15 protein-coding genes are annotated in these 19,157 nt (G+C 43.0%); 1 reads left to right on the top strand and 14 read right to left on the bottom strand.

Annotated features, from left to right (window positions below):
* Positions 1-87 precede the first annotated feature (87 nt).
* The 4 genes from AC1DIV_RS02610 to AC1DIV_RS02595 form a co-directional block, all read right to left on the bottom strand.
* Entirely contained in the window at positions 88-1,371 is a 1,284-nt protein-coding gene (locus tag AC1DIV_RS02610) for a UDP-N-acetylglucosamine 1-carboxyvinyltransferase (RefSeq protein WP_048683515.1), read from the bottom strand.
* Between the two features lie 209 nt (positions 1,372-1,580).
* Complete coding sequence (gene fsa, locus AC1DIV_RS02605; RefSeq protein ID WP_034315855.1) at positions 1,581-2,231, bottom strand: fructose-6-phosphate aldolase; 651 nt, start codon at positions 2,229-2,231, stop codon at positions 1,581-1,583.
* A gap of 162 nt (positions 2,232-2,393) precedes the next feature.
* Entirely contained in the window at positions 2,394-3,251 is an 858-nt protein-coding gene (locus AC1DIV_RS02600; protein WP_048683519.1) for a class II fructose-bisphosphate aldolase, read from the bottom strand.
* 247 nt (positions 3,252-3,498) lie between these two features.
* Entirely contained in the window at positions 3,499-3,870 is a 372-nt protein-coding gene (locus AC1DIV_RS02595) for a response regulator (protein ID WP_034315860.1), read from the bottom strand.
* Positions 3,871-4,180: 310 nt separating this feature from the next.
* On the opposite strand from AC1DIV_RS02595, the gene AC1DIV_RS02590 reads away from it, so the two are divergent.
* Entirely contained in the window at positions 4,181-4,711 is a 531-nt protein-coding gene (locus AC1DIV_RS02590) for a DUF2529 domain-containing protein (protein WP_063595704.1), read from the top strand.
* A gap of 258 nt (positions 4,712-4,969) precedes the next feature.
* On the opposite strand, the gene AC1DIV_RS02585 is transcribed toward AC1DIV_RS02590, so the two are convergent.
* The 10 genes from AC1DIV_RS02585 to AC1DIV_RS02540 form a co-directional block, all read right to left on the bottom strand.
* The gene (locus AC1DIV_RS02585; RefSeq protein WP_048683527.1) at positions 4,970-6,577 is read right to left on the bottom strand and encodes a CTP synthase; all 1,608 of its coding nucleotides are present in this window, start codon (positions 6,575-6,577) and stop codon (positions 4,970-4,972) included.
* 411 nt (positions 6,578-6,988) lie between these two features.
* Positions 6,989-7,579, bottom strand: a complete 591-nt coding sequence (gene rpoE, locus AC1DIV_RS02580; protein WP_057278194.1) for a DNA-directed RNA polymerase subunit delta — start codon at positions 7,577-7,579, stop codon at positions 6,989-6,991.
* Positions 7,580-7,784: 205 nt separating this feature from the next.
* Positions 7,785-7,955, bottom strand: coding sequence for a hypothetical protein (locus AC1DIV_RS02575; protein WP_156319604.1), 171 nt, complete (start codon positions 7,953-7,955; stop codon positions 7,785-7,787).
* Between the two features lie 138 nt (positions 7,956-8,093).
* Entirely contained in the window at positions 8,094-11,360 is a 3,267-nt protein-coding gene (gene icmF, locus AC1DIV_RS02570) for a fused isobutyryl-CoA mutase/GTPase IcmF (protein ID WP_323596375.1), read from the bottom strand.
* Between the two features lie 30 nt (positions 11,361-11,390).
* Positions 11,391-12,023, bottom strand: coding sequence for a TetR/AcrR family transcriptional regulator (locus AC1DIV_RS02565; protein ID WP_034315867.1), 633 nt, complete (start codon positions 12,021-12,023; stop codon positions 11,391-11,393).
* A 111-nt stretch (positions 12,024-12,134) separates the two neighbouring features.
* Positions 12,135-13,274, bottom strand: a complete 1,140-nt coding sequence (locus AC1DIV_RS02560; protein WP_048683536.1) for an acyl-CoA dehydrogenase — start codon at positions 13,272-13,274, stop codon at positions 12,135-12,137.
* Positions 13,275-13,309: 35 nt separating this feature from the next.
* Positions 13,310-14,446, bottom strand: a complete 1,137-nt coding sequence (locus AC1DIV_RS02555) for an acyl-CoA dehydrogenase (protein ID WP_340878157.1) — start codon at positions 14,444-14,446, stop codon at positions 13,310-13,312.
* Positions 14,447-14,481: 35 nt separating this feature from the next.
* On the bottom strand, positions 14,482-15,333 hold the full coding sequence (locus AC1DIV_RS02550) for a 3-hydroxybutyryl-CoA dehydrogenase (RefSeq protein WP_283866836.1): 852 nt from the start codon (positions 15,331-15,333) through the stop codon (positions 14,482-14,484).
* A gap of 33 nt (positions 15,334-15,366) precedes the next feature.
* A complete protein-coding gene (locus AC1DIV_RS02545) occupies positions 15,367-16,557 on the bottom strand; it encodes an acetyl-CoA C-acetyltransferase (protein WP_063574642.1) in 1,191 nt (396 codons plus the stop codon).
* A 197-nt stretch (positions 16,558-16,754) separates the two neighbouring features.
* Positions 16,755-18,884, bottom strand: coding sequence for a (Fe-S)-binding protein (locus AC1DIV_RS02540; RefSeq protein ID WP_340878615.1), 2,130 nt, complete (start codon positions 18,882-18,884; stop codon positions 16,755-16,757).
* Positions 18,885-19,157: the final 273 nt, after the last annotated feature.

Here is a 19,157-nt window from a genome sequence, read left to right as displayed (position 1 = left end):
CTCATGTACACTAGCATGATTTATTTATATATTAGTATAACACATTATATCATATATAGTAACACAATGAGGTAACAAGAAAAGGGATCAGCTTTTAAGCTGCTCCACTTCTTCTTGCGTCATTTCTTCACGCCAAATCGTCGCTCCCAAACCTGAAAGTTTTTCAACAAGATGGCTATATCCGCGATCTATATGTTCAAGCCCGGTCACTTCTGTAATCCCTTCAGCCATTAAACCGGCAATTACCAGAGCTGCTCCGGCACGTAAATCGCTTGCCTTCACTTTTGCCCCGTGAAGTTGGACAGGACCATCGACGATGCCTGCTCTGCCCTCGACTTTGATCTTCGCATTCATGCGTCGCAGTTCATCAATATGCTTAAATCGTGCCCCGTATATCGTATCGGTCACCATGCTAGAACCGCTTGCTTTTGTTAAAAGGGAAGTGAAAGGTTGCTGAAGATCTGTTGGGAATCCAGGGTAAACCAACGTCTTGATATCAACGGATTTATAATTTTCTCCCGGCGAGACAAATATCTGGTCATCACCCGCTTCAATATTAATCCCCATTTCCCTTAATTTGGAAGTCAATGACTCCAAATGCTGGGGAATGACATTATCGATCAGAATCCCTTCACCGACAGCAGCGGCTAAAATCATGAAAGTACCGGCTTCAATCCGATCCGGTATGATCGTATGCTTGCAACCATGCAAACTTTCCACACCATCAATACGAATGATATCCGTTCCAGCACCTTTAATTTTTGCTCCCATATTGGTCAACAATGTGGCGACATCGATGATTTCCGGTTCTTTCGCAGCGTTTTCAATCACAGTGCGGCCTTTGGCCAAAACGGCGGCAAGCATGATGTTGATCGTTGCCCCTACACTAACGACATCCAAATATATGCGTGCTCCCCGGAGCTCGTCCGCCCTAAGGTAAATGGCTCCTTGTTCATTCGTCACTTGTGCGCCAAGTGCTTCGAACCCCTTAATATGCTGATCTATCGGACGGGGTCCCAAATGGCAGCCTCCAGGCAAGCCGATCACTGCCTTTTTGAATTTACCAAGCATTGCCCCCATTAAATAATACGAAGCACGTAACTTCTTGACCCTGCCATTCGGAAGAGGCATTGAAATCATCCTGCTGGGGTTGACTGTCATCTGCCCTTCATCAAAGGACACCTCACCGCCGATTTCCTCCATTAACTCTTTCAGCATCTGTACATCCGAGATATCCGGCAGGCCTTCAATCGTTACGGGAGAGTCCGCTAAAATTGTTGCCGGAATAAGGGCAACCGCACTATTTTTTGCTCCGCTGACACGAATGCTTCCCTTTAGAGGATAGCCACCGGCAATTTTAAGTTTTTCCATAATATACTCCCTTCCACGCTAAGCACTTAGAAGCTACTTCCAAAAAGTAATATTTTACCACAAGAAAATTGCATAATCCGACAACATTTACTATCTAGTTCTTTAGTTTACACAAAAGTAGAAAATTCATGTAAAAAAAAGATAAAAATTTCTAATTTATGTTAATTTTATTAAAACAGTGCAATCTATAGCGACTTAGCGGCAAGGCATTATGCTTCTGTACGTGAATTCCAATCGTTCAAGAAAGCTTCAATCCCTTTATCCGTTAATGGGTGGTGGAATAATTGCATTAAAACTTTATAAGGGATCGTTGCAATATGTGCTCCTTTAAGAGCCGCTTCTGTAATATGCATCGGATGGCGGATGGAAGCTGCAATGATCTCAGCATTGATATCATGGATTGCAAATATGTCAGCAATATCCGAAATTAAATCCAAACCATTTTGGCCGATATCGTCCAAGCGTCCTAAAAATGGCGATACATAAGTTGCTCCTGCCCTAGCTGCCAATAATGCTTGGTTGGCACTGAAAATAAGCGTGACATTTGTTTTGACACCTTGTTTTGTAAGTGCTGAAACAGCCTTCAAGCCATCTGGAGTCATTGGCACTTTGATCGTGATATTAGGTGCAATCGCAACAAGCTCCTTGGCTTCTGCCATCATTCCTTCAAAATCAAGCGCAATGACTTCAGCAGAAACGGATTCCTTAACAAGGCTTGTGATTTCTTTTAGCCGGTCATGGAAAGAAACTCCCTTTTCCCTGGCAACAAGTGATGGGTTAGTCGTAACACCTGCTAGTACGCCAAGTTCGTGCGCTTGTTTGATTTCTTCCATATTTGCTGTATCTATAAAGAATTTCATAAAATATCCTCCGTATGTAATCGATTTTTTATTTCTCTATTGAATTCTAATTGTTCGAAAAATAGAGATCGGATTAAGCCTTCATCTAAAAGAAACCATTAGGGGGGAGCCCCCCCAATGGGAATATTGCCTTACATTTAAAGGGATGGAACCCTTTTGAAATTATGCTTTGCCGTTTGAACCGAATTCACGAATTTTGCCGATGACCGTTTCTTTGATAGCTTCACGGCCAGGAACCATGTATTTACGAGGATCGTACACTTCAGAATCGTTATTCAGGATTTCACGAACCGCTTTTGTGAACACAATTTGATTTTCCGTATTCACATTGATTTTTGATGTTCCAAGAGAAATCGCTTTTTGGATATCTTTCGTAGGGATGCCTGTACCGCCATGAAGAACAAGAGGTTTGTTCGTTAAATCCCGTACTTCTTCCATTTCTTTATAGCCTAGGTTAGGTTCACCTTTGTATGGTCCGTGAACGGATCCCAAAGCTGGAGCAAAACAGTCGACATTCGTTTCTTTAACCAACTGCTCACATTCTTGAGGGTCTGCATATACGACTCCATCAGCGATTATATCATCTTCTTGTCCGCCAACCGTGCCCACTTCCGCTTCAACCGAAACATTCCGTGCATGAGCGAATTCGACAACCTTCTTGGTTGTTTCGATATTTTCTTCAATTGGATGATGTGAAGCATCGATCATTACTGAAGTGAATCCCGCTTCGATGGCTTCCTTACATTTATCATAACTTGAACCATGGTCAAGGTGAATGGCCACAGGAACAGTGATTTTCATGTCTTCCAACAAACCTTGAACCATCATGACAGTCGTTTTAAAACCACCCATATGACGGGCAGCACCTTCGGAAACACCAAGGATGACTGGAGATTTTTCTTGTTCAGCAGCAGCTAGGATAGCTTGAGTCCATTCAAGGTTATTGATATTGAATTGACCTACTGCATATTTTTCATCAAGGGCTTTATTCAGCATATCTTTCATAGAAACTAAAGGCATTTGATTTCCTCCTACTAGTGGATGTTTATTTTTAAAGTTAATTCTTTCTAGATATTCCCTAAAACCAAAGTAGCATACGCTTTATAAATCAGAATATCTCTCCTCTTTTAGCATATCAATACATCAAAAAAACAGCAACAATTACAACTGTACCATGTCTCAAATTTTATTCCAAAAAAACACGGCCTATCTAAAAAAAGATAGCCGCGGCAATTTCCCCGTCAATAATATTAAATTTTCAAGACCGTTAACTCGATTGAATCGGCAAGTATTCACGAACGGCTTTTCTAATATCATCAATATCAAACGGCTTTGCAAAGTGTGTCATTGCCCCTAAATCCTTTGCTTCTTGAATCATATCAAGTTCACCATATGCCGTCATGATTATGACCCGGATGTCCGGATCGACGACTTTCATCCTTTTCAAGATCTCAATGCCATCCATTCCCGGAATCTTCATATCCAGCAATACAAGATCGGGTGAATGATTATTTAGCACTTCCAAGGCTTGAATGCCATTAGCTGCTTGAAATGTTTCATACCCTTCTTTATGTAACACCTCGTTCAATAAAATACGAATCCCGAATTGATCATCAACAATCAATATTTTCCCTGGCATTTTATCACCTCTCCCCTTCCCGATTCATCCATTAAATATATTAGCCTATTCGGCCTATTACCCGAAAAAGGGTAGTTACATAGATTGCGTTAAATTACTTGAGCAACGCATTTATTCATTCATGATATCTATGTTCATATTCGATAATTGTAACAAAATTCCTGCTGTATGGCTAAAAGGAATTTTAATTTTTTTGTTTTTTCGACCGATTTAGTTAATTCAGCCCTTTGGACCAAAAACCCTGAAACCTGTCAATGCAAAGGAAAGTCCTTTATAATAAGTATATTATTTTTTAAAGGAGTCCCTGATCATGTTAAAAATTTTCTCGACACAGATAAGCGGTTTATTTAAAAAAATGATTGAAAATGAAGCCTTTGAAATGGAGGATGCCGGACGCCTGCTGGCTCAGGCTGTGGTTGGGGACGGTTCTGTGTTCATTCACGGTTTTGGTGAAATGCAGGGCGTCACTGCCGAGGCATTGAATGGGGAAGAACCCTTTCCTAAGGCAAAAAGCTATGATTTAAGTGAAACAATTTCCAAGGAAGATCGATTTCTTATATTCAGCCGCCATTCGGACGATTCAGAAGCATTGATGCTGGCAAAACAACTCAAGGAAAAAGATATCCCATTTGTTGCGGTTTCTACATCCGTCCCTTCCGAAGAAGATTCTCTTTTGGAGTTGGCTGACGTACATATTGATTTACGCATCCAACGGGGATTGATTCCCGATGAAACCGGAAATCGATATGGGTACCCTACCCTCCTTACCGCTCTTTTCGCTTATCATGGAATTAAATTCACTCTTGAAGAAATCATAAAAGAATATGAAGATGAAGAATGATGAATTCATCTAAAAAAGTTCGGAAAAATATATCTTTCATCAAATGATGTTCCCGAACCCACTGACCACTCACTAAATGTTAAAACAAATTTGATTGGAGCGGGTGTGCGGGACTCATGCGGGAAAGCGAGTCTAAGCGGTGCTTGGAGTGGCCATCAACCTCCCAAAGTACAAACCATAAAAAAACTGTAGGCAAACTCGATTTTCTTCAAGTTTGCCTACAGTCTGAAACAGCCACAGGGGCTGTTTTTTTGTTTATTAACGATTTTCGCCGTTCTTTAATGACATACCGACAAAGTCGCGGAATAGCGGCTGTGGACGGTTAGGACGTGACGTGAATTCCGGATGGAATTGGGAAGCCACAAACCAAGGATGATCTTTCAGTTCAATGATTTCGACTAGACGGCCATCTGGACTTGTACCGGAGAACACGAATCCTGCCTCTTCCATAGCTTGACGGTAGTGGTTATTGAATTCATAACGGTGACGGTGACGTTCATAAACAACTTCGTCATTATAAGCTTCGTATGCTTTAGTACCTTCGATAAGCTTACATGGATACAGACCAAGACGCAGTGTTCCGCCCAAATCTTCTACATCCTTCTGCTCAGGAAGAAGATCGATGATTGGATCAGGAGTATCCTCCTTAATTTCAGCTGAATGTGCTTCTGGCAATCCCAGGACGTTGCGTGCATACTCAATGGACGCCAACTGCATGCCTAAGCAAATTCCGAAGAATGGTTTTTTTGTCGTGCGGGCAAATTCAGTCGCTGCAATTTTCCCTTCGATTCCACGATCTCCAAAACCTCCAGGTACAAGGATTCCATCTGCATCTTGAAGAAGTTCTGCAACATTTTCTTTAGTTACATCTTCGGAATTCACCCAGTCGATTTCAACATCTGCATCAAATGCGTAACCAGCATGCTTAAGTGCTTCCACTACAGAAAGATAAGCATCTTGCAATTCAACATATTTTCCGACTAAGGCGATTTTCGTTTTCTTTGATAAAGAAGTAACTTTTTTGACTAGTTCCTTCCAATCTTCCATATCCGCTTCGCCACAATCCAATTGCAAGTGATCACAAACGATTTGGTCCATATTTTGTGCTTGAAGCGCTAGAGGGATGGAGTAAAGCGTATCCGCATCAAGACATTCGATAACAGAATTTTTATCGATATCGCAGAATAAAGCGATTTTATCCTTCATATCTTGTGAAATCGGGCTTTCTGTACGTGCAACGATGATATTTGGCTGAATGCCAAGACTGCGTAATTCTTTTACACTATGCTGTGTCGGTTTTGTTTTCATTTCACCTGCAGCTTTGATGTAAGGAACCAATGTACAGTGGATATACATAACATTATTGATGCCGATATCACTCTTGATTTGGCGAATCGCTTCAAGGAATGGAAGAGACTCGATATCCCCTACAGTACCGCCAATTTCAGTGATGACTATGTCGGCATTCGTTTCATTGCCTGAACGGAAAACCCGTTCTTTAATTTCATTCGTGATATGGGGAATGACTTGAACCGTTCCACCTAGATAATCGCCGCGACGTTCTTTTCTCAGGACGGTTGAATAAATTCTGCCTGTAGTCACATTGCTGTGTTTACCAAGGTTGATATCGATGAAACGCTCATAGTGCCCCAAATCCAAATCCGTTTCAGCACCATCATCCGTTACAAACACTTCACCATGTTGATATGGACTCATCGTACCAGGGTCCAAGTTGATATAAGGGTCAAACTTCTGGATCGTAACATTCAATCCCCTATTTTTTAATAATCTTCCTAAAGAAGCGGCCGTAATCCCTTTTCCCAAGGAAGAAACTACTCCACCTGTCACAAAAATATATTTTGTCATCTTATATCCTCCTAATAGAATGTTTTCTTCCAATTCAGTTCTTCACATCATTAGATCGGAACCTGAATCAAATCTTCCGCCACATGAGCGGTTAAAAGCTAAAAACCGTAACCAGTACAAACCATTAATCACTTAAAGGTCTTTAGTGAGAGTCATGCAGGATACATGAACAAGAATAAATTTCCTTAAATGACAGTTAACATAAATATGTTCTCTATAGTTTTTACAATTCTACGAGAAATCATTTTTAAAAATAAAAAAATGATGTCATTTATTCATTCCATCATTAAAAACAAAAACGCTCCGCTTACAAAAAAGTAAGGGAGCGATATAATTTAATCATTGTGTCCTTTTTTAAGGAGCCCAAAAATGATTCTACAAATTTCGCCTTAAAAAGTCAAGGGCGATTATTTATTTCTCATCCTCTTCATTCAAGTCATCCAAGTCATCTTCGTCTTCATCTTCGTCCTCATCATCTTCCAGGACAAATGCATCATCTTCGATTATTTCTTCTTCCAGATCGTCGTCATCATCCACGTCATCATCCAAAAGCACTTCGTCGATGACTGGAGAACCTAGAATATCATCATCGTCGTCATCTTCATCCTCGTCCAAATCATCGATATCCTCTTCAAAGTCAAGGTCTTCGTCTTCAAGTTCATCGAAATCATCGATGACCACAGCAGCCTTTTTGGCTTTCTTTTTCTTTTTAGGTTTTACAACATGTACGACTTCTTCTTCGATTTGGTCAACCGGGTACCATGTTTTCAATCCCCAGCGATTGTCTCCAAGTGAAGTGAAACGGCCATCCACATTTAAATCCGTATAGAATTGGGCAATTTTCTTTTCCACTTCCGCTTTGGATAAATGGTGCAGCGAAGCTAATTCACTAATTAAGTCTTTAAATGGAATCGGTTCATTTCTTTCAACTAACAAATCATATGCCATCTCTATTAAGGACATTTCCAATAATTGCTCTTTTGAGTATTGTTTTAAACTCAAATTCCGCACTTCCCTTCTCTATTCAAACACTGAATTCCGTGTTTTTTCACATAAAAAAATAATCTAAAACAGTAGTTCGATAAAATAACGACAATTCCTGCTAGACATATACTCCATTATAAACAATCTAAATGGGTTTATGCTAGTTCTATATGATACTTTCACAGATTTACCTTATTGTCTATCATTCACAGGAAACCAAAAGCTAAAGATCATTCCTTTTTTTCTTTTTCGATTTCTGACGATAGGCTGCCGTAAAAAAGACAACAGTCAGGATAAAAAAAGAAATGGCACCCAGTTGATGCTCATACAGCTCAAATAAAAAAATGATGGCAAGAATGTAACCTATGATCAACCCAATCATTTTCAGGTTCATTTTCTCAACTCCAATAGGGCTGATTCTTCATTTTTGCCCCTTTTCCAAATAATTATAAGGTAAAATCTTCATTTTGTTAAAAAAGACGGGAATTATTAAAAAAAAGGGCCCCTAAACGTTCGGAGCCCCCTTCTTTGTTTACATATTTCTTCGATATTGACCGCCTACATCATATAATGCCCTCGTTATCTGACCCAGACTGGCCACCCTCACGCAGTTCATGAGCTCAGCAAAGATATTTTCCCCATTCATGGCTGCCAATTTCAGTTTAGTTAACGCTTCATCCGTGAACTCCTTATTTCTTTCCTGGAATGCCCGGAGATTTATGATTTGCCCTTCCTTTTCTTCCTTGGTTGCACGGGCAATTTCCATGCTGTTCACCGCTTCTTCGGAAGGAGGATTTGGATTCAAATACGTATTGACACCGATGATCGGCAATTCTCCCGTATGCTTTTTCATTTCGTAATGCATCGATTCATCCTGGATTTTCCCGCGCTGATACTGCGTCTCCATTGCACCCAGCACACCGCCTCGATCATTGATGCGATCGAACTCTTGCAGGACGGCCTCTTCGACCAGATCCGTCAATTCCTCCACGATGAAGGCACCTTGCATCGGGTTTTCATTTTTTGAGAGACCATGCTCCTTCGTAATGATCATTTGGATGGCCATTGCCCGGCGCACGGATTCTTCAGTAGGCGTCGTGATGGCTTCATCATACGCATTAGTGTGCAGGGAATTACAGTTGTCCTGCAGTGCCATTAAAGCTTGAAGTGTCGTTCTGATATCATTAAAATCAATTTCTTGGGCATGAAGCGAGCGCCCGGAAGTCTGTATATGATATTTGAGCTTCTGGCTGCGGTCGTTCGCACCATATTTATCCCGCATGACTGTCGCCCAGATCCTTCTTGCCACCCTCCCGATCACCGTATATTCCGGGTCGAGCCCATTTGAGAAGAAGAATGACAAATTCGGGGCAAAGTCATCAATATTCATTCCTCGGCTTAAATAATATTCGATGTAAGTAAAGCCATTCGCTAATGTAAAAGCCAGCTGTGAAATTGGGTTGGCACCCGCTTCTGCAATGTGATAGCCAGAAATGGATACAGAGTAATAGTTCCTGACTTTTCGATCGATGAAATAGGCTTGAATGTCGCCCATTAACCTTAAAGCAAATTCCGTAGAGAAGATGCATGTATTCTGGCCTTGGTCCTCTTTCAGAATATCCGCCTGAACAGTACCGCGTACCGTCTGAAGCGTATAAGCCTGCACTTCTTCAGCTTCGGCATCTGTAAGGGGACGGCCTAGCTCTTCTTCTTTCCGTTGAATCTGCTGATCGACAGCCGTATTCATATACATGGCCAAAATGATTGGTGCCGGTCCATTGATGGTCATGGATACAGAGGTTGAGGGGTGGCAAAGATCAAAACCTGCATACAGCTTTTTCATGTCATCCAACGTGCAGATGCTGACTCCGCTTTCCCCTACCTTTCCATAGATATCAGGCCGGTGATCAGGGTCCTCGCCATATAAAGTTACAGAGTCGAAAGCCGTGCTAAGCCGTTTAGCAGTATCATCCTTTGATAAATAATGAAAACGCCTGTTGGTACGGTCGGGCGATCCTTCACCGGCAAATTGCCGCTTCGGGTCTTCCCCTTCACGCTTGAACGGAAAGACTCCCGCTGTGTAAGGAAAGAAGCCCGGAACGTTCTCACGGAATACCCATCCCAAAATCTCTCCATAATCCACATATTTCGGCAGTGATACTCTCGGGATCATTAAACCTGATAAACTTTTCGTTTTCAGCTTTGTGACGATTTCTTTATCCCTGACTTTCGTTACAAACTGCTCTCCTGCATACTTTTCTTTTAAATCCATCCATCCAGAAAGGATTTTTTTAGATTCAGGTGATAAATTCGAAGCGGTTTCCTTTTTCAGTTTTTCTAAAGAAGCCACCATATCGCCGTCGTTATCATGTTCCTTAACTGCATCAATGGCTCCTTCAAGCTGGAAAAGCCTCCGGGCAATACGCACTTGTTCAGCGGCACGCTTATGATACGATCTGACCGTATCACTGATTTCACGTAAATAATACCGGCGGTCAGTGGGAATGATGACATTTTGTTTGTAAACATCCGCTTCTTTCGAAAAGGCCGTACTCCAAGCCGTTCCTGATTTTTCATTAAGCTTTTCAATCAGTGCGGCAAATAATGCATTGGTGCCTGGGTCATTGAATTGGGAAGCGATTGTACCGTATACTGGCATTTCAGATGGATCTTGATCAAAAAGCGTACGGCTTCTTTGGTATTGCTTTTGAACTTGGTTTTTTGCATCCTCGGAACCTTTGCGCTCGTATTTGTTAATGACTATCAAGTCTGCATAATCAATCATATCGATTTTTTCAAGTTGCGAAGGTGCACCGAATTCACTCGTCATTACATACATGGAAACATCGCATATTTCGGCAATTTCTGCATCACCCTGACCGATCCCGCTCGTTTCAACGATGATTAAATCGAAGCCTGCTGCCTTCACGACGGAAATGGCATCCTTTATCGCCAAAGACAGCTCACTTTTTGAATGGCGCGTGGCTAGGCTCCGCATATAAACACGATCTGAAAAGATCGAGTTCATTCTGATCCTGTCACCAAGAAGGGCACCGCCCGTTTTCTGTTTGGTCGGGTCTACAGATAGAATGGCGACTCTCTCGTCCGGAATTTCGTTAATGAACCTTCGTATCAATTCATCAGTCAATGAACTTTTTCCAGCTCCGCCAGTCCCCGTGATTCCCAGAACAGGAACCTTCTTTTCGGAAGTCTTGATCTGCTCAAAAAGACTCTCCACCGCTGCCGCTGATTCCTGTGAAACATCGAGTCTATTTTCGGCAAAGGTAATAAATTGGGCAATGGCATTCGTTCCCCCGGCAATCAATTCATCAAAACGTTCCTGTAAAGATGGTTTGACTGTCGAGAAATCACACTCCTCCATCAAAACGTTTATCATTCCTTGAAGCCCATATTCCCTCCCTTCATCAGGTGAAAAGATACGGGCAATTCCATAATCATGGAGTTCTTTAATTTCCCTAGGGATGATGACCCCGCCACCGCCGGCAAAAATCCGAATGTGCCCGGCTCCCTTTTCCATCAGCAGGTCATACATATATTTAAAATATTCCACATGTCCGCCTTGGTAAGATGACATGGCTATGCCTTGAACATCTTCCTGGATGGCCGCATTCACGATTTCTTCCACCGAACGATTATGACCTAGGTGAATAACTTCCGCCCCGCTGGACTGAAGGATTCTCCTCATTATATTGATGGATGCATCATGTCCATCAAATAAGCTTGAAGCTGTAACGAATCTAATATGGTTCTTCGGTTTATACACCTCAACTGTACTCATGTAGCTCCCCCTTATTGAAACTTATTTATATCAGTGCACTTTGGAACCCGATACATTTTGAATCAATAATTGCGTCTGCAGTTCAACATACTCTTGAAGCGTGTACTGTTTATGCAATGCCCATCTTCTAAAACTCCACATCTGTCCCTGTACGAAAATATTATGTGAAACAAGGCTTATTTGTTTTTCCGTTAATGATAGCTCCCCATTCTCGACACATTTCGTTATCACTTTTTCGAACATGCCCACCATCCGAAGTTCTTTGTTCAGAACATATGGTAAAGCATCTTTCGTCAGGGCTTTCACTTCCTGATACATGACAAGCACTTCGTCCTGCATATCATCCATCACTTTATAAAAATAGGCGATCGTCAGCTTCAAGCTTTCAAGTGTCCCATCACTCTGTTCTATTTCCTTCTGAAGCTTTTCCTGGACTTCATCATAAATAAAGTCACAAACGAGATATAAAATATCTTCCTTGGTCCGGATATACTCGTATAATGTGCCAATGCTAAAGCCTGCCGCTTTGGCAATTTCCCTGGTAGTCGTACGATGAAATCCCTTTTCTTTAAAAAGGGTTACCGCTCCTTTAATCATTTGTGTACGCCTTTTTTCAACCAGCCGCTCATCCTTTACAGATGCAAGAACCTCTCTTTTTTCCATTTCCAAACTCCTTTTGAAAGCCCTTTATTCATTAATCAAAGACATTCTGACGAAATTGAAAAGGGAATTCCGGTAAAGGCAGAGCCTTATCGGAAAACCGCAGTTTCAACCCTATTTAGTAACCATCCGTGAGATGACCAGCTTTTGAATTTCCTGTGTCCCTTCATAAATCTGGGTTATTTTCGCATCGCGCATATACCGCTCCACTGGATAATCTTTTGTATATCCATAGCCCCCGAAAACCTGTACGGCCTCCGTCGTCACTTTCATTGCTGTATCTCCAGCAAAGAGTTTGGACATGGCCGACTCTTTCCCATAAGGAAGGCCCACTGATTCCAACCAGGCAGCCTGATAGGTTAATAGCCTTGAAGCCTCAACACCCGTTGCCATATCCGCCAATTTAAAACCGATTCCTTGCTGTGCAGAAATTGGCTTGCCGAATTGGACGCGCTCTTTTGCATAATCAACCGCGGCATCCAATGCACCTTGGGCTATCCCTACAGCCTGGGCTGCAATTCCATTACGGCCGCCATCAAGCGTCATCATCGCGATTTTAAAGCCTTCTCCTTCTTTTCCAAGGAGATTTTCTTTAGGAACACGGCACTCATCAAAGATGATTTCCGTAGTCGGTGATGAACGGATTCCAAGTTTCTTCTCTTTTTTACCAACACTGAAGCCCGGGAAGTCCTTTTCAATGATAAAAGCACTCGTTCCTTTTTGCTTCGATTCAGGATCTGTCAAGGCAAAGACGACATATGTATCCGCAATCCCGCCGTTCGTAATGAAGATTTTGGAACCGCTGATAACATATTCATCACCCACAAGCTTTGCAGTCGTTCTCATCCCGCCGGCGTCTGAGCCTGAGCTAGGCTCAGTCAGGCCATATGCACCGATTTTTTCCCCCTGTGCCATCGGGCGAAGGTATTTTTGTTTTTGTTCTTCAGTGCCAAACTTATATATTGGCCATCCTGCGAGCGAAGTATGGGCTGATAAAGTCACCCCAGTAGAAGCGCAAACCCGGGAAAGTTCCTCAATCGCTATGCAATACGCTAAGTAATCACTTCCAATTCCGCCGTATTCCTCAGGCCACGGAATCCCAGTCAATCCAAGTTCAGCCATTTTATCGAAGATTTCACGGTCGAATCGTTCTTCTTCATCCCTCTCGGCAGCAGTCGGAGCCACTTCATTCTGGGCAAAGTCGCGCACCATTTTCCTGATCATTTCATGTTCTTCCGTTAGTTTAAATTGCATGACAATGCCTCCTAAATTTCTCAAATTTCTCGTAATTATAGATTTTTACTGATGACCATTCTCTGTATTTCGCTTGTACCCTCATAAATTTCAGTTACCTTCGCATCCCTGAAATATCGTTCGACCGGATAATCCGTTGTATATCCATAGCCTCCGAACACCTGGACTGCTTCTATCGCCACCTCAACGGCCGTCCTCGAAGCGAATAGCTTAGCCATTGCAGCCTCTTTACCGCAATTCAACCCCTGCGAGCGTAAATATGCCGCCCGATAGACGAGTAGCCTTGAAGCTTCTATGCCCGTTGCCATTTCGGCCAGTTTGAAACCAATCCCTTGCTGTTCTGCAATGGGTTTTCCGAATTGCTCCCTGCTTTTTGCATATCGGACAGCATGTTCCATGGCACCCTCAGCAATTCCCAGCGCTTGAGCGGCAATCCCGATCCTTCCAGCATCCAAGTTGGCCATGGCGATCTTAAAGCCTTCACCTTCTTTGCCAAGGAGATTGGCTGCAGGGACTTTCATATCCTCGAATGTTACCTGCACGGTGCTCGAGCCATGAAGGCCCATTTTACGTTCGTCTTTTCCGATGATTAAACCTGGCGTCCCTTTTTCTACGACAAAAGCAGAGATTCCCTTGCTTCCCTTTTGAGGGTCGGTTGAAGCAAAAACAATGAACACATCCGCTTCCCCGCCATTGGTGATAAAAACCTTGGACCCATTTATTCGATATTGTCCGCCTTCCCTTACTGCCACTGCCTTCGATTTCAAACTCGCAGCATCGGAACCTGAGCTTTGCTCAGTCAAACAAAAGGCCCCTAAATTTTTACCAGCGGCTAACTTAGGCACATACTTTCGCTTCTGCTCTTCCGTTCCAAAATAAACGATTGGATTTGTGCCAACAGATGTATGAACGGACAGTATGACACCGAGAGTGGGACTTACTTTGGAAATCTCATTGATGGCAATGATATAAGACATGAAGTCCATACCCGCGCCACCGTATTCTTCTGAAATCGGAATTCCCATCAAACCAAGCTCACCCATTTTTTGCAGAATCGTTTTTGGAAACACGCCTGTTTCCATTGCCTCGATATGAGGAGTGATCTCATTCTCCGCAAAAGAGCTTACCATTTTCCGCATCATTTCATGTTCTTCGGTAAACTTGAAATCCATCCTTCATCCCTCCCTGGCTGCACATCTTTCCATGATTAGTTATATTCATAAAAGCCCCGTCCTGATTTCTTGCCTAACCACCCAGCCTTTACATATTTCCTTAACAGCGGACACGGTCGGTATTTATCGTCTCCCAGTCCTTGGTGAAGGGTTTCCATTATATACAAGCATGTATCCAGGCCGATGAAGTCAGCTAGCGTAAGCGGGCCCATCGGATGGTTCATGCCCAGTTTCATTACGTCATCGATCGCTTCTTTAGTAGCGACGCCCTCATAAAGTGTAAAGATGGCCTCATTGATCATCGGCATCAAAATCCGATTCGCTACAAAACCTGGAAAATCATTGACTTCCACCGGTACCTTATTCAAGGATTCAGCCATCTTTTCAACCTCTTGATAAACTTCATCCGCTGTAGCAAGGCCGCGGATGACCTCAACCAGCTTCATGACTGGAACCGGGTTCATAAAGTGCATGCCAATTACCTTTTCCGGCCTTTTCGTGGCAGCGGCTATCTCGGTAATCGGTAGCGAAGAAGTATTGGATGCAAGAATGACGTGCCGGGGCGTGATTTCATCCAACTCGGCGAATATTCTTGTTTTTATTTCCATGTTTTCCACTGCCGCTTCAATCACCAAATCTACTGCAGCTGCATTTTTCAAATTCGTTGAGGAAGTAAGCCGGGAAAGGATTGCATCCTTCTCCTCGGATTCCATTTTCCCTTTTTCAACCTGCCGCGATAGGTTTTTGGCAATAGTCCCTAAACCCTTTTCTACATACTCATCTTTTAAATCGTGTAAAAGAACTTCATAACCGCTCATTGCACAGACCTGGGCAATGCCAGATCCCATCTGTCCCGCACCAATGACCATCACTTTTTGAATGCCCATGGGAATATCCCTCCTCATTTATCTATGAAACTATTATCCTTGCTTAGGCACTTCTATTAAAATGGCATCTCCCTGACCGCCGCCACTGCAGATCGCTGCGATGCCCAATCCCCCTCCGCGGCGTTTCAGTTCATGCATCAGCGTAATGATGATGCGGGCACCACTTGCCCCGATCGGGTGACCTAATGCTACAGCCCCTCCGTTTACATTCACTTTTCCCGGCTCGATGTTGGCAATTTTCCCGCTGGCCAATGCAACCGCAGCAAATGCTTCATTCACTTCAAATAAATCAATCTCCTCTATCGATTTACCTGTCTTCTTCAGAAGTTCATTTATTACCAGACCTGGCGTTTTAGGGAAGTCCTTTGCTTCCACTGCCACTTCTGCATGAGCTAAAATATAGGCAAAAGGCGTTTTCCCTTCTTTTTCAGCACGTTCCTCACTCATCAATACGAGTGCACCTGCCCCGTCATTGACACCTGGTGCATTACCAGCCGTAATGGTCCCCTCATTATTGAAAGCTGGACCTAGTTTAGCCAACTTTCCGGCAGATGTATCTTTTCTTGGGGCTTCATCATGTTCGATGGTAATTGGTTCGCCTTTTCGGACCGGCACCTGTACGGAAATGATTTCTTCTGCAAGAATTCCGCCATCGATTGCTTTTATCGCTTTTTGGTGACTCTCATAAGCCCAGTTATCTTGTTCCTCACGGGTGATTTCAAGATCCTCGGCTGTACTGTTACCGTAAGTCCCCATATGGACGCCCGTAAAACTGCAGCTAAGTCCATCCGATATCATCGTATCCTTCAGTTCCCCATCACCCATCCTTAGGCCCCACCTTGCTTTCGGAAGGATATAAGGTGCATTGCTCATCGATTCCATTCCCCCGGCAACAATGATTTCTTCTTCACCTAAGCGAATGATCTGATCAGCCAATGTGACACTGCGAAGTCCTGATGCGCATACTTTATTAATGGTTTCCGTTTTCACTTCCCAAGGCAATCCAGCATGACGGGCTGCCTGGCGGGACGGTATTTGGCCTTGGCCTGCTTGAAGCACATTCCCCATGATGACCTCGTCCACTTGGCTGCCTTCAATCCCTGCCCGAACAAGTGCCTCTTTGATTGCTATTCCACCAAGTTGTGATGCCGTCAAACTGCTAAGGCCACCGCCGAATTTACCAAAAGGTGTTCTCACACCGCTAATAATCACTGTTTTCGCCATCATTATTTCCCCCTATAAGTAACATTGATTGAACGCTCGCTCAATTTGGAGTTAAAAAAATAGTGTTGTAAGCGCTTAATATTATATTATATTACACATTTTTCTCAAAAATGAAAATATTTAGTTTATAAATATTGAAAATATTGCCTACTCCCATTTGAATCTCATTTAGAGGAAGCAGGCTATTCCATTTAAAATTAAGAGGCAATCGATTTATTTTCACCAATGACCGCTTTTTCGAGTAGTTCAGCTACATCATACGTTTTAACATTTTCCTCAACTTCTTTTGCTTTCGTCCCATCAGATAGCATGGTCAGGCAATAAGGACATCCTGAGCTGATCACTGTTGGACTGACGGCCAGCGCTTGTTCGGTACGGGCCACATTAATGCGGTTTCCAGTTTCTTCTTCCATCCACATCAAACCGCCTCCAGCTCCGCAGCACATACCCTTCTCACGGTTACGCTCCATCTCAATAAGTTTCACTCCATCAATGGATTGTAAGATTTCACGCGGCGGGCTGTAAACTTCATTGTACCTTCCCAAGTAACAGGAATCGTGGAATGTAATCGTCTCATTCACCGGATACTGCGGCACCAGCCTGCCTTCACTGACAAGTTTGGCCAACAGCTCAGTATGGTGATACACTTCCGCTTCCAAGCCAAAATCCGGATACTCATTCTTAAAGATATTGTATGCATGCGGATCGATCGTCACGATTTTCGTTATTTCATTCTTCTGGAATTCTTCTATATTTTTCACGGCAAGTTCCTGAAAAACAAACTCATTACCCAATCGACGTGGAGTATCCCCTGAGTTTTTCTCCTTATTTCCGAGAATTGCAAATGTGACGCCCGCTTCATTCAATAATTTAGCAAAGGAAAGGGCAATCTTCTGGCTTCGGTTATCGTACGACCCCATTGAACCCACCCAAAATAAATACTCGAATTCTTCGTCTGCCTTTTTTAATTCCTTCACGGTTGGGACGCTGACATCTTCCCGAAGGCTTCTCCAATCTTCTCTCTCTTTACGATTTAATCCCCACGGGTTCCCTTGACGCTCGATATTGGTCATGGCACGCTGTGCATCGGGATCAAGTCTGCCCTCAGTAAGAACTAGATAACGGCGCATATCAATGATTTTGTCGACATGTTCATTCATTACCGGGCATTGATCTTCACAGTTCCGGCATGTGGTGCAAGCCCAAAGTTCTTCTTCCGTAATGACTTCGCCAATCAGGCTCGGACTGTATGCTTCTGTTGCTGCAGCTGATTCCTGCGCCCCCTGCGCGGCACCAGCCAAAGCGATCTTATTTCCCTTCGTATTTCCAAAAACAAAAGATGGAACCCATGGCTGCTTCGTTGTAACGGCAGCGCCTGTATTTGTTAAATGGTCACGCATCTTGATTATGATATCCATCGGGGACAGCATTTTCCCGGTACCTGTAGCCGGGCACATATTCGTACAGCGACCGCACTCCACACAGGCATAGAGGTCCACCATTTGATATTGCGTCAAGTCCTCGATATATTTGGCACCGTAATATTGATTGCCTTCTTTGTCGAGAATCTCTTCTTCCAAATCAACCGGTTTCAATTTCCCCGGATTGTCCAGGCGATTAAGGAATACATTTATCGGACCGGCAATCAAATGAGCGTGCTTAGATTGCGGGATATAAACAAGGAAAGATAATATGATCAGTAAATGCAGCCACCAAGCTACATAAAAAACGACGGTTGCCGCTGTTGTCCCCATCCAGCCGAATAGAAATGCGATGCTCGATGCGACTGGCTCTGACCAGGTTGCATCGTGTCCATGCCAGATCATCCCCATTCCATTCCCCAGTAATACGGTGATCATGATACCGGTAATGAAGATGACAACCAAACCTGCTTTGAAATCCCTTTTCAAGCGAACGAGCTTTTCGACATAACGGCGGTATGCCGCCCATAGGATTGCAACAAGAACGGTAAGCGTCACAATTTCCTGGAAGAAAGTAAAGGCCGGATAAACAGGGCCGAACGGTAAATGCCACCCCGGCCTTAAGCCTTTAACGAAAAAATCAAGTGCGCCAAATTGCACTAATATGAAACCATAAAATAACAAGGCATGAATGATCCCGCTCTTTTTATCTTTAAAGAGTTTCTTCTGTCCAAATACATAAATCCCTATTTTGACAAGACGATCTTTCACACGGTTATCGAATTCCACTTTTTTGCCAAGTTTTATATAAGCAATACGAGTCTTTATCAAATAGACAAACAAACCGGCGGCGTAAGCGGTTACAAGCAGGAATGCAACTAAGTTGATCCACAGTAAACCATTCATTTCCATGCAGTCTTTCCCCCTCTTTAGTAAATTGCAAAATGCCAGGTACCATTATGGGAAATTTGGCATTTTTCTGAAATTTGATTAATTCCATTATATAATGAATGAGCATTCAGTCAACTTTTTTCTTTTAAAAACCATTTAATTTTTCTGCCCCTTAATTATATAATTCGACAAATCCATGCATTACCCTTCTGCATTCAAAAAAAATGAAGACCCTTTCCCCCTTTTTAATGGTTACTGACAGGGAATTAGAGCCAAACTAAATATAAT

Source organism: Peribacillus sp. 05N428 (assembly GCF_056397085.1).
The sequence above is the reverse complement of the archived record's forward strand: the minus strand, read 5'-3'. Positions and strand labels throughout refer to the sequence as shown.